Annotated in this window: 8 protein-coding genes; 4 read left to right on the top strand and 4 right to left on the bottom strand. The window is 51.1% G+C overall.

The genetic code is table 11. The features are described 5' to 3' along the window. Positions 1-72 precede the first annotated feature (72 nt). From A1WG_RS15265 to gltB, 3 genes are all read right to left on the bottom strand, one after another. Entirely contained in the window at positions 73-636 is a 564-nt protein-coding gene (locus A1WG_RS15265; RefSeq protein WP_000737522.1) for a fimbrial protein, read from the bottom strand. A gap of 712 nt (positions 637-1,348) precedes the next feature. After that, positions 1,349-2,767: a glutamate synthase subunit GltD gene (gltD, locus tag A1WG_RS15270; protein ID WP_000081688.1), complete on the bottom strand. Its 1,419-nt coding sequence runs from the start codon at positions 2,765-2,767 to the stop codon at positions 1,349-1,351. Between the two features lie 12 nt (positions 2,768-2,779). Then, on the bottom strand, positions 2,780-7,240 hold the full coding sequence (gene gltB, locus A1WG_RS15275; protein ID WP_032159440.1) for a glutamate synthase large subunit: 4,461 nt from the start codon (positions 7,238-7,240) through the stop codon (positions 2,780-2,782). Between the two features lie 676 nt (positions 7,241-7,916). On the opposite strand from gltB, the gene A1WG_RS15280 reads away from it, so the two are divergent. From A1WG_RS15280 to mtgA, 4 genes are all read left to right on the top strand, one after another. Next, positions 7,917-8,846: a tRNA modification radical SAM protein MnmL/YtqA gene (locus A1WG_RS15280; RefSeq protein WP_001517170.1), complete on the top strand. Its 930-nt coding sequence runs from the start codon at positions 7,917-7,919 to the stop codon at positions 8,844-8,846. 95 nt (positions 8,847-8,941) lie between these two features. Continuing rightward, positions 8,942-11,278 (top strand): aerobic respiration two-component sensor histidine kinase ArcB, encoded by a 2,337-nt coding sequence (gene arcB / locus A1WG_RS15285; protein WP_000809746.1) that lies wholly within the window; start codon positions 8,942-8,944, stop codon positions 11,276-11,278. A 229-nt stretch (positions 11,279-11,507) separates the two neighbouring features. Further along, positions 11,508-12,161, top strand: coding sequence for an isoprenoid biosynthesis glyoxalase ElbB (gene elbB, locus A1WG_RS15290; protein ID WP_001517169.1), 654 nt, complete (start codon positions 11,508-11,510; stop codon positions 12,159-12,161). Beyond that, positions 12,158-12,886, top strand: a complete 729-nt coding sequence (mtgA, locus tag A1WG_RS15295) for a monofunctional biosynthetic peptidoglycan transglycosylase (RefSeq protein WP_001517168.1) — start codon at positions 12,158-12,160, stop codon at positions 12,884-12,886. Before elbB ends, mtgA begins: the two co-directional genes overlap by 4 nt. Here the strand turns inward: mtgA and yrbL are convergent. Beyond that, on the bottom strand, positions 12,883-13,515 hold the full coding sequence (yrbL, locus tag A1WG_RS15300) for a PhoP regulatory network protein YrbL (RefSeq protein WP_001517167.1): 633 nt from the start codon (positions 13,513-13,515) through the stop codon (positions 12,883-12,885). The genes mtgA and yrbL overlap by 4 nt on opposite strands. Positions 13,516-13,555 lie beyond the last annotated feature (40 nt).

The raw sequence follows: 13,555 nt of genomic DNA, 5'->3' as shown, positions 1-13,555 counted from the left end.
TGAGTGTTTTTAATTTTTATTAATGCCCTGACATTCCTTGTTCAGGGCATTGCACTTATTACAGCGGGTAAATTACAGGTAGCTAATCTGGAAATTAACCTGGCTATTGAATTCGCCAATATCAATTGTGCCAGTTGCGTCGCCTTTCACCCATGCGCTGAAATCGACTTCCTGGTTAGGCAGGCCTTTGGCCGGAGTGTTTCCATCCATCTGCAGTTTGGTTTCTGACGCAGTACCCAGTTTGAGTGCTGCACCTTTGCTGGTTCCGATAACAATGCTGGCCCCTTTCATTTCACCGCTGGACCCCATCAGAGCCAGGTTGCCCGGGTTGGCAGTTGATTCGTTACCTGCTGCGCTGAACACCGTGGACATTTTGGTTTCAGTGGTGAATACGCAGTGTTCCATACGGATTTTGAACGGCACAGCCGTGGAGGATTTGCCACCAGTCAGAGAACCTGTACCGATATGGCCGAGGTTAACGGTCTGATGTTCGTCACCCACCACAATGGAGCACGGAGAGTCTTCAATCGTACCGATAAAATTGACTGTGCCGGTATTGCTGCCCACCGCATTTGCATAAGATGAAAATCCCATAACCATCGCCGTTGCCAGTGCAGCTTTTACTAACTTTTTCATTATTTGTCCTTAAATTTAAATGTGAATAAGCACTGTTTTCCGTTAACAGTTAACGTGAGAGCCGTGCTTGCGCTTTAAATTTTTATAGGGGCTATTAATAAATATATTATTTATTCTTGTATTTGGGTCTAAATAAAATATTGTTTGCTGACTTTTTTGTTGAATAACCCACGCATAAATAATTTACCCGAAGTAAATATTAATGCGGAAAGTCTACGGCGTTATTTAATATTATGGTAAATCTTTTTTTGTGGTTGATTATCAGATTAGTACCTGATTAATGATTTAATATATGTTATTCATGTTGTGAATTTAATTTGTCGTAAGAGTATTCTTAATTGTTGGGAGATAGATGCTTTTTTCGCTTAAAAACCGAACGGCTATTTTGCATTTTAATGTAATCTATACTATTTATTTCTACTTTGAATATGTTGGCATTAATATTTTATTAAAAATTAATGAGAATAACATTCACGCTGTGAATTGTTTTATCAATAATAATGTTTTTTAATTATGTTTAATTAATGATTTTTTACAACTGTATTTATTACGACTCCATTTATTAAGTGAGATATTCAAATTTATTGTCAGGGGGGGGGAATACTTTCAGACACAGAGTGTAATTTTCAGGAGAGAGATGTTTCGGGGGAGGGCTTCAGCCCTATCACCGGCCAGATAAAACGGATGATGATAGAGCCGTGAGAGGTTTTTGTTATACTTCCAGCCAGTTCATGATCCCGTCAGCAGCTTTGCGGCCTTCGGCAATTGCCGTTACCACCAGGTCTGAACCTCGCACAATGTCACCACCGGCGAAGATTTTCGGGTTGCTGGTCTGGAAGGCGTTGTCGCTTCGCTCTGGAGCGATAATGCGGCCCTGGGGATCCAGTTCGACGCTGTGTTGTGCCAGCCATTCCATGCTGTGTGGACGGAAACCAAACGCCATGATCACCGCATCTGCCGGAATGATATGTTCAGAGCCTGCGACAATCTCCGCGCGGCGACGGCCTTTAGCATCGGGTTCGCCCATTTCGGTACGCACCATTTTCACGCCGCTAACTTTGCCGTTGCCATTCACTTCAATACCCAGCGGCTGGACGTTGAATTTGAACTCCACACCTTCTTCCCGCGCGTTTTTCACTTCGCGACGGGAACCCGGCATGTTCTCTTCATCACGACGATAGGCACAGGTGACGTGCTTCGCTCCCTGGCGCACGGAAGTGCGCACGCAGTCCATCGCGGTGTCGCCGCCGCCAAGTACCACTACGCGTTTGCCTTCCATGCTGACGAACGGTTCTTCGTTGGTTTCGCCAAAACCCATTAACTGTTTGGTGTTGGCGATGAGGAACGGTAGCGCCGCGTACACGCCGTCGGCGTCTTCGTTTTCCAGTCCACCGCGCATTGACTGATAGGTCCCGACACCGAGGAACACTGCATCGTAATCGTTCAGTAGATCGTCCAGTTGTACGTCACGACCCACTTCGGTATTGAGTTGGAACTCAATGCCCATGCCGGTGAAGATTTCACGGCGGCGCGTCATCACCTCTTTTTCCAGCTTGAAGGCCGGAATGCCAAAGGTCAGCAGACCGCCGATTTCCGGATGACGGTCGAAGACGACAGCTTTCACACCGTTGCGCGTTAACACATCCGCACACGCCAGCCCCGCCGGACCTGCGCCGATAATCGCCACTTTTTTACCGGTCTGTTTTACGCCAGACATATCCGGACGCCAGCCCATTTCGAACGCTTTATCATTTATATAGCGTTCAATGTTACCGATGGTCACCGCGCCAAATTCATCATTCAGGGTGCAGGAGCCTTCGCACAGGCGATCCTGTGGGCAGACGCGTCCACACACTTCCGGCAGGGTATTCGTTTGATGCGACAGTTCTGCCGCTTCAAAAATCCGCCCCTCGTTGGCGAGCTTCAGCCAGTTCGGGATGTAGTTGTGTACCGGGCATTTCCATTCGCAGTATGGGTTGCCACACGACAGGCAGCGGTCAGCCTGCGCTTTGGCCTGGCCTTCGGAAAACGGCTCGTAAATTTCGACGAACTCAATTTTGCGGATCTTCAGCGGTTTCTTTGGCGGATCAACGCGCTGCAGGTCGATAAATTGATAAACATTCTGACTCATTGTTGCTACCCCTTACTGCGCCTGCACGCGCAACTCTGCTGCACTACGACTACGGTGACCCAGCAGTGCCTTTACATCACTGGACTTCGGTTTAACCAGCGCGAATTTGCTGGCGAAGGTTGACCAGTTAGCCAGGATCTCTTCACCACGCTGGGAACCGGTGTGTTGCACATGCTCGGTGATAAGACCACGCAGATGCTCTTCATGGATCGCCAGGGAGTCAACGCTTAACACTTCCACCAGTTCCGGGTTAACGCGTTTGCGGAAATCACCACTTTCGTCGAGAACGTAAGCGAAGCCCCCGGTCATGCCTGCGCCAAAGTTAACGCCGGTTTTACCCAGAATACAGACGATACCGCCGGTCATATATTCACAACCGTTGTCGCCAATGCCTTCTACCACAGTGATAGCACCAGAGTTACGCACACCGAAACGTTCTCCTGCACGGCCTGCGGCATACAGACGACCACCGGTCGCGCCATACAGGCAGGTGTTGCCGATAATGCTCGCCTCATGGCTGCGGAAGGCCGAACCCACGGGTGGACGAATGGCGATTAAGCCGCCTGCCATGCCTTTACCAACATAGTCGTTAGCATCGCCAGTCAGATACAGCTCCACGCCGCCTGCGTTCCACACGCCGAAGCTCTGACCCGCGGTGCCGTTGAAGTACGCTTTGATAGGATCGGCTGCCAGCCCCTGATCGCCGTGTGTTTGCGCGATGTAGCCAGAGAGTGATGCGCCCACGGAACGGTCGGTGTTGCGAATATCGAACCAGAAGGTTTTGCTCTGGCGCTCATCGACAAACGGTTTCGCCTGTTGCAGCAACTGCGCGTTGAGTATGCCGTTATCAAACGGTGGGTTTTTCTCAGTGCAATAGAGCGCTTTACCCGGATGTGGCTCGGCGGTCTCCAGCAGGCGAGACAGCTCCAGTTTCTGTTGTTTTGCTGTGTAGCCGTCCAGTTCTTTGAGCAGGTCGGTACGACCAATCAGATCGACCAGACGTGTTACACCCAGTTGCGCCATCAGCTCGCGGGTTTCACGGGCGATAAACTCAAAGTAGTTAGTCACTTTGAACGGTAAGCCGTGATAGTGATTCTTACGCAGTTTTTCGTCCTGAGTTGCTACGCCGGTGGCGCAGTTGTTCAGGTGGCAAATACGCAGGTATTTACAACCCAGCGCCACCATCGGACCGGTGCCAAAGCCAAAGCTTTCCGCGCCGAGAATTGCCGCTTTGATGATATCAACGCCTGTTTTCAGGCCGCCATCAACCTGCAAACGAATTTTATGGCGCAGGCCGTTAGCCACCAGTGCCTGCTGAGTTTCCACCAGACCCAGCTCCCACGGGCAGCCTGCGTATTTCACCGAGGAGAGCGGGCTTGCGCCGGTGCCGCCGTCATAGCCCGCGATGGTGATTAAATCGGCATACGCTTTCGCAACGCCAGTTGCGATAGTTCCGACGCCTGGTTCAGAAACCAGTTTGACGGAGATCATCGCTTTCGGGTTAACCTGTTTCAGGTCGAAAATAAGCTGCGCTAAATCCTCGATAGAGTAGATATCGTGGTGCGGCGGCGGGGAGATCAGCGTTACGCCCGGCACGGAGTAGCGCAGTTTGGCGATATACGGCGTGACTTTATCGCCAGGTAACTGACCACCTTCGCCCGGTTTCGCGCCCTGAGCGACTTTAATCTGAATCACGTCGGCGTTAACCAGATACGCCGGGGTTACGCCGAAGCGGCCAGAAGCGACTTGTTTGATACGTGAGACTTTATTGGTGCCGTAACGCGCCGGATCTTCACCGCCTTCCCCGGAGTTAGAGTTACCGCCGATGCTGTTCATCGCTTCCGCCAGCGCTTCGTGGGCTTCCGGGCTTAATGCGCCGATAGACATCGCTGCGGTATCGAAGCGTTTAAACAGTTCACTGGCTGGTTCAACATCAGCAATGTTGACCGCGTTTTCACCCGGAGTAATCGCCAGCAGATCGCGCAGTGTCGTTGCCGGACGCTCGTTAACCAGCTTCGCGTATTCCTGATAGTCGCTGTACTCGCCACTCTGAACTGCCTGTTGCAGTGTGCGCACGACGTCCGGGTTGTAGGCGTGGTATTCGCCGCCATGCACGTATTTTAACAAGCCGCCCTGGCTGATGGGTTTACGCGCCAGCCAGGCACGTTTTGAAAGATTCAGCAGATCCTGCTGGAAATCTTCAAAGCTCGCGCCGCCAATGCGGCTGACTGCGCCCTGGAAGCACTGGCTCACCACGTCATCGTGCAGACCGACTGCTTCGAACAGTTTCGAGCAGCGGTAAGAGGCGATGGTGGAGATGCCCATTTTGGACATGATTTTGTACAAGCCTTTGTTGATGCCGTTACGGTAGTTCAGCATCACGGTACGATAGTCTTTGGCAATCGCATGGGTGTCGATTAAGCGTCCCAGCGTTTCATAGGCAAGGTACGGATAAATGGCGGTTGCACCGAAGCCCAGCAGCACAGCGAAGTGGTGCGGATCGCGGGCGCTGGCGGTTTCGACGATGATGTTGGCATCGCAACGCAGGCTTTGATCGACCAGACGGGTCTGGATCGCGCCAACCGCCATCGGAGCCGGAACCGGCAGGCGATCTTTACCGATATTTCGGTCTGAAAGTACCAGTAGCACGGTGCCGCTACGTACCATTTTTTCGGCTTTATCGCACAGCTCTTTAACCGTCGCTTCAAGCGTGGTTTTGCTAACGTCAAAGGTGATATCCAGCGTATCTGCGCGATAGTGCTCCTCTTTCATGGTCGTGAGCTGTTTGAAATCGGAGTAGAGCAGAATTGGCGATTTAAAGCTTAAGCGGTGCGCCTGGCCTTCTGCTTCGCAGAAGACGTTCATTTCACGACCGATGCTGGTGGCGAGCGACATGACATGCGCTTCACGCAGGGGGTCGATTGGCGGGTTAGTCACCTGGGCAAATTGCTGACGGAAGTAGTCGTAAATAATACGCGGCTGGCTGGAGAGCACGGCGAATGGGGTGTCGTCGCCCATCGAACCGACGGCTTCCTGGCCGTTTTCGCCCAGTACGCGGATCACGGAATCCAACTCTTCCGCGCTGTAGTTAAACTGTTTCTGGTAGCTGGCAAGCGTGTCATCGTCCAGTTCGCGACTCCCCACTTCTTCATCAGGCAAGTCTTCAAACGGCACCAGACGGCGGACGTTTTTCGTCATCCACTCTTTGTACGGATGGCGGCTTTTCAGGTCATCATCGGTTTCCGCCGAGTGCAGAATACGCCCACTGCGAGTGTCGATCACCATCAGCTCACCTGGCCCGACGCGGCCTTTTTCCACCACTTCATCAGGCTGATAATCCCAGATGCCGACTTCAGAGGCGCAGGTGATCAACTTATCTTTGGTGATGACGTAGCGTGCCGGACGCAGACCGTTACGGTCGAGGTTACAGGCGGCGAAACGACCGTCGGACATCACGATGCCCGCTGGACCATCCCACGGCTCCATATGCATGGAGTTAAAGTCGAAGAACGCGCGCAGTTCCGGGTCCATATCCGGGTTGTTCTGCCAGGCAGGTGGCACTAACAGACGCATGGCGCGGATGATATCCATCCCGCCCGCCAGCAGCAGTTCCAGCATGTTATCCATCGAGCTGGAGTCGGAGCCGGTTTCGTTCACAAACGGTGCTGCGTCGTGTAAATCGGGGATTAGCGGCGTCTGGAATTTATAAGTACGGGCACGCGCCCACTGACGGTTACCGGTGATGGTGTTGATTTCACCGTTATGTGCGAGGTAACGGAATGGCTGCGCCAGTGGCCAGCGCGGCACGGTGTTGGTGGAGAAGCGTTGATGGAACAGGCAGATAGCTGATTCCAGACGCAGATCCGCAAGATCCAGGTAAAAGCGCGGCAAATCCGCCGGCATACACAGACCTTTATAGATGTTGACCAGATTCGACAGGCTACAGATGTAGAAGTCTTTATCGGATTCGAGACGTTTCTCAATGCGGCGACGGGCGATAAACAGACGGCGTTCCATATCGCGCGGACGCCAGCCAGCCGGAGCGTTAACGAAAATTTGCTCAATGCGTGGCAGAGAGGAGAGGGCAATTTCACCCAGTACGCCTTCGTTGGTGGGGACATCACGCCAGCCCACAATCGACAATGTTTCGCGTTGCAGCTCTTCTTCAACGATGCGGCGTGCGGCAGCGGCGAGTTCGGGATCTTTATTCAGAAAGATCATCCCGACGGCGTAGTTTTTCGCTAAACGCCAGCCGCGTTCTTGCGCAACGATGCGAAAAAAGCGATCCGGTTTTTGTAACAGCAAGCCGCAACCGTCGCCGGTTTTACCATCAGCGAGAATCGCGCCACGGTGCTGCATGCGGGCCAGTGCGTGTATTGCCGTACGCACTACCTTGTGGCTAGGTTCGCCTTCTATGTGGGCGATCAGGCCGAAACCACAGTTGTCCCTCTCAAGGGATTTATCGTACAACATATCGTGAACCTCCCCCAGGCTCTGCGGGAACCCCACTTCCGAACCGTAACGCACGGGCACAGAAAGAGCGTGGCGACGGGGTTTGCGTTTCATACGCTTACCTCGCATTCGCCCCCTTTTTTTGTCCTTTTCGCATCGGTTAATACGGTGAAGAGGGGATCTCAATTACTGCATAAATATGATGAGCAGGCTGCTCATCCAGAAAGCTTCCAGCGGATTTCCAACTTATCGGTAAAGGCGACACAGGTCAAATGGCAAGCTTATTGGTATAGAAATGTGCTTTAGCGCAAAAATATTCATTAATTTATTGAAATTAAATGAAATATCTTATTTTGAATTAAAGTGGGGTGAAAAAGGAAAACGTTGAGTTCCTGACTACTATAGAGGCGTGTTAACCCTTATCCTGCCTTGAACTGACGCTTAAACCAGCATTTTATACTGCATTGAGAGATAAAGGCGTTTCATACTACTGTTTTTGTTTAAAATCCATTAGCGGATAAAAAAATCCGACGCAAGATAAGGAAAAGTAATTAATACGATATTGCATTAAATCTCAGTAATTGTGATTGAATATGCAGTTGGTAAAGGCAGGCCAGGGCGATTGATCCAGGTCATCGCGGAATTGAGCTAAAAATGGCAGGCTTTGGCCTCTTTTCAAGGCGCGGTCTATCAGATTATGCAGTTACAGAAATTAGTCAATATGTTTGGTGGAGATCTTACCCGTCGTTACGGGCAAAAGGTGCATAAACTGACGCTGCACGGTGGTTTTAGCTGCCCGAATCGTGATGGCACCATCGGACGCGGTGGCTGCACATTCTGTAATGTTGCCTCGTTTGCCGACGAAGAACAGCAACATCGTTCTATTGCCGAACAACTGGCGCATCAGGCAAATTTAGTTAATCGCGCGAAACGCTATCTGGCTTACTTTCAGGCTTATACCAGCACCTTTGCGGAAGTTCAGGTACTGCGCTCTATGTATCAGCAGGCGGTGAGTCAGGCCAATATTGTCGGTTTGTGTGTTGGCACCCGCCCGGACTGCGTACCGGATGCTGTGCTGGATCTGCTTTGCGAATATAAAGATCAGGGTTATGAAGTGTGGCTGGAACTGGGACTGCAAACCGCTCATGACAAAACGCTACACCGTATTAACCGTGGCCATGATTTCGCCTGTTATCAACGCACGACGCAACGGGCACGTGAACGCGGGCTGAAAGTGTGCTCGCACTTAATTGTCGGCCTGCCGGGTGAAGGACGCACTGAATGTCTGCAAACGCTGGAGCAGGTGGTGGAAACCGGTGTTGACGGCATAAAACTGCATCCGCTGCATATCGTGAAAGGCAGCATTATGGCGAAAGCATGGGAAGCGGGGCGTTTGAACGGTATTGAACTGGACGATTACACGCTGACAGCGGGAGAAATGATCCGCCATACACCACCGGAAGTTATCTATCATCGTATTTCCGCCAGCGCCCGTCGCCCGACGCTACTTGCCCCACTGTGGTGTGAAAATCGCTGGACGGGAATGGTCGAGCTGGATCGCTATCTTACTGAACACGGCGTGCAGGGATCGGCGTTGGGACGCCCGTGGATGCCACCTTCCTCGTAGTTAATCTGGGGAATTCCGCATTTCTCACACAATTTTCAGCGTAACTGTCAGAATTGGGTATTATTGTGGCAGGTTGTCGTGAAGGAATTCCTTAAATGAAGCAAATTCGTTTGTTGGCGCAGTACTATGTTGACCTGATGATGAAGTTAGGTCTGGTGCGCTTCTCAATGCTACTGGCGCTGGCGCTGGTGGTGCTCGCCATTGTGGTTCAAATGGCGGTGACCATGGTGCTGCATGGTGAAGTTGAAAGTATTGATGTTATCCGTTCCATCTTCTTTGGTTTGTTGATTACACCGTGGGCGGTTTACTTTCTTTCGGTAGTGGTGGAGCAACTGGAAGAATCACGGCAACGTCTGTCCCGGCTGGTGCAAAAGCTGGAGGAGATGCGCGAGCGCGATCTGAGCCTCAACGTACAACTGAAAGATAATATTACCCAGCTTAATCAGGAAATTGCCGTTCGTGAAAAAGCAGAAGCTGAATTGCAGGAAACCTTCGGTCAGTTGAAAATTGAAATCAAAGAGCGCGAAGAGACGCAGATTCAGCTCGAACAGCAATCCTCATTCTTACGTTCCTTCCTTGATGCTTCACCCGACCTGGTTTTTTATCGTAACGAAGATAAAGAGTTTTCCGGCTGTAATCGCGCGATGGAGCTGCTGACCGGGAAAAGTGAAAAACAACTGGTGCATCTGAAGCCTGCTGATGTTTACTCGCCGGAAGCCGCAGCAAAAGTCATTGAAACCGATGAGAAAGTGTTCCGTCATAATGTGTCGCTGACCTATGAACAGTGGCTGGATTATCCGGACGGGCGCAAAGCCTGCTTTGAAATCCGTAAAGTGCCGTACTACGACCGTGTAGGTAAACGCCACGGTTTGATGGGCTTTGGTCGCGACATTACCGAGCGTAAGCGTTATCAGGATGCGCTCGAACGCGCCAGCCGCGACAAAACTACTTTTATCTCGACAATCAGCCATGAGTTGCGTACACCGCTGAACGGTATCGTTGGATTAAGTCGTATCTTGCTGGATACGGAACTCACCGCTGAGCAGGAAAAATATCTCAAAACTATCCATGTTTCCGCCGTCACATTGGGGAATATCTTCAACGATATTATCGACATGGATAAGATGGAGCGGCGTAAAGTTCAACTTGATAACCAGCCGGTTGATTTCACCAGCTTTCTTGCCGATCTGGAAAACCTCTCCGCATTACAGGCACAGCAAAAAGGGCTGCGTTTTATTCTGGAACCGACGCTGCCGTTGCCGCATCAGATCATTACCGACGGCACACGTTTACGCCAGATCCTGTGGAACTTAATCAGTAACGCCGTCAAATTCACTCAGAAGGGGCAAGTGACCGTTCGTGTGCGTTATGACGAAGGGGGCATGTTGCATTTTGAAGTGGAAGATTCTGGCATCGGTATTCCGCAGGATGAACTGGATAAAATTTTTGCTATGTATTACCAGGTGAAAGACAGCCACGGCGGTAAACCTGCCACCGGCACCGGTATTGGTCTGGCGGTTTCTCGTCGGCTGGCGAAAAATATGGGGGGGGATATCACCGTCACCAGCGAACAAGGGAAAGGTTCAACCTTTACTTTGACGATCCATGCACCGTCGGTGGCGGAAGAAGTGGATGATGCGTTTGACGAAGATGATATGCCTTTACCGGCGCTGAATGTGCTGCTGGTAGAAGATATTGAACTGAACGTTATTGTTGCACGCTCGGTGCTGGAAAAGCTCGGCAATACTGTCGACGTAGCGATGACCGGTAAGGCGGCGCTGGAGATGTTTAAACCTGGCGAATACGACCTGGTGTTGCTGGATATTCAGTTACCGGATATGACCGGGCTGGATATCTCTCGTGAACTGACGAAGCGTTATCCGCGCGAAGATTTACCGCCGCTGGTGGCTTTAACTGCCAATGTGCTGAAAGATAAACAAGAGTACCTCAATGCCGGAATGGATGATGTGCTGAGTAAGCCGCTTTCTGTGCCGGCGCTAACTGCGATGATCAAGAAATTCTGGGATACCCAGGATGATGAGGAAAGCACGATGACGACAGAAGAGAGCGGTAAATCGGAAGCATTGCTTGATATTCCTATGCTGGAACAGTATCTCGAACTTGTAGGGCCGAAGCTGATCACTGACGGGTTAGCGGTGTTTGAGAAAATGATGCCGGGCTATGTGAGCGTGTTGGAATCGAATCTGACGGCGCAAGATAAAAAAGGCATCGTCGAGGAAGGTCACAAAATTAAAGGTGCGGCGGGGTCAGTGGGGTTACGCCATCTGCAGCAGCTTGGTCAGCAGATCCAGTCTCCCGATCTTCCTGCGTGGGAAGATAATGTTGGTGAATGGATTGAAGAGATGAAAGAAGAGTGGCGTCACGACGTAGAAGTACTGAAAGCGTGGGTTGCGAAAGCTGCTAAAAAATGACCCCGGCTAGACCGGGGTGCGCGAATACTGCGCCAACACCAGGGAAATCTTGGCTGCGCCGTAAATTATTATGATGAGTTACAAGGGCGCAGCACTGTTTTTCAGGCCGCACGCAGTTAAGATAGCAAATCTTAAATGATTTGTTACATGAATCAGTTAAATGTGTGATGCGTAGCATTCTTATTAAAAAGATTAATGTGTTTCAGTCAGTTGCGAAAGGATGATCACAATGAAGAAAATTGGCGTAGTTCTGAGCGGGTGCGGTGTCTATGACGGTTCTGAAATCCATGAAGCGGTTTTGACGTTATTAGCAATTTCACGTAACGGTGCGCAGGCGGTCTGCTTTGCGCCGGATAAGCAGCAGGTTGATGTTATCAACCATTTAACTGGCGAGCCGATGGCGGAAACGCGCAATGTGTTGATTGAAGCAGCACGTATAACGCGTGGTGAGATCCGTCCTCTGGCTCAGGCCGATGCCGCCGAACTGGATGCGTTGATTGTGCCAGGTGGTTTTGGTGCGGCGAAAAATTTAAGCAATTTTGCCAGCCTTGGCAGTGAATGCACCGTTGACCGTGAATTAAAGGCGCTGGCGCAAGCGATGCATCAGGCAGGTAAACCGCTTGGCTTTATGTGCATTGCCCCGGCGATGCTGCCTAAAATTTTCGATTTCCCGCTGCGTTTGACCATTGGCACAGATATCGATACCGCAGAAGTGCTGGAAGAGATGGGCGCAGAGCATGTGCCGTGCCCGGTCGATGATATCGTTGTTGATGAAGACAATAAGATTGTCACTACACCAGCGTATATGCTGGCGCAGAACATTGCGGAAGCGGCGAGCGGCATTGATAAGCTGGTTTCCCGCGTGCTGGTTCTGGCTGAATGAGTAAAAGCCGCTTAACGGCGTTCGGTTTCGTCCGCCGTTTTCTTCTGCGGTTAGTGGTTGCCCTTGCCGTGTTCTGGGGTGGGGGCATCGCGTTGTTTAGCATAGCGCCAGTTCCGTTCTCGGCGGTAATGGCTGAGCGTCAGGTGAGTGCCTGGTTGCATGGTAACTTTCGTTACGTGGCGCATTCTGATTGGGTTAGTCTGGATCAAATCTCGCCATGGATGGGGCTGGCGGTGATTGCCGCAGAAGATCAGAAATTCCCCGACCATTGGGGCTTTGATGTGGCTTCTATTGAGAAAGCGCTGGCGCACAATGAACGCAATGAAAACCGCGTTCGCGGCGCATCAACAATTTCACAGCAGACAGCCAAAAATCTCTTTTTATGGGATGGGCGTAGTTGGGTACGAAAAGGGCTGGAAGCCGGGTTAACATTGGGGATAGAAACGGTCTGGAGCAAAAAGCGTATCCTGACGGTTTACCTGAATGTAGCCGAATTTGGTGAAGGGGTATTTGGTGTTGAAGCCGCAGCGCAACGTTATTTCCATAAACCTGCCAGCAAACTCACCCAGTCGGAAGCGGCGTTACTGGTTGCAGTACTACCCAACCCACTCCGTTTCAAAGTCTTCGCACCATCAGGCTACGTGCGTAGCCGTCAGGCGTGGATTTTGCGGCAAATGCATCAATTAGGCGGTGAGTCGTTTATGCGACAACACCAACTATATTAAGCTTCGTGCGAAGTGAGTGAGAGTTTCTTGTTCTCACAAGATAGCGTCTCTTTCTGCAGCGCAACAGCTAGCGCGGGTTGCGCGATAAAACGTTGCCACAATCGCTTTTGCTTACGTTGACAACACCACTTCGACCAGGTCGCCAGCGGAATCCACGTGCTTTCACCAATGTTGTCACAGACGACGGGAATAATTTCTGACTCGCTGATACGGTGGCAGAGGATATTCTGCGGCTTCAGCGACATCGTCACGATGCGATTATCCTGCAAATAACGCTTCAGGTGTTTCAGTAACTGGCGCAGTTGCGCGATATCTTCTTCGTAACGGCATTGTTTAGCAAATTCGGTCAATGTAATAGACGGCTTGCCATCAAAATCGGCAATGACATCGTAGACATAACCGGTTCCGCAATCAGTCTCAACTGTACCGTGATAGCGTGGAATACCGCTCCAGTCTTTCAAACGACGACCAAGGTGCGCATAGTACTTTAACTCGCGGCGGATCTCTTTATCGCCACCGTCGCCACGGTGGTAGACAATCTTGATACAGCGTTGGGCATCTTCCGGATGCGCGTAACATTTCCGATGTCTTCCGGTGCCCAGGGGACTTTGTTCAGATAAGCGAATCATGCCATCTCCTGGAAATATTTTCTGACAGTCTCCAGTATGG

This window comes from Escherichia sp. KTE96, assembly GCF_000408525.1.
GTDB classification, from domain to species: Bacteria; Pseudomonadota; Gammaproteobacteria; order Enterobacterales; family Enterobacteriaceae; genus Escherichia; species Escherichia marmotae.
Note: the sequence above shows the minus strand (reverse complement) of the source record. Positions and strands in the feature narration are given on the sequence as shown.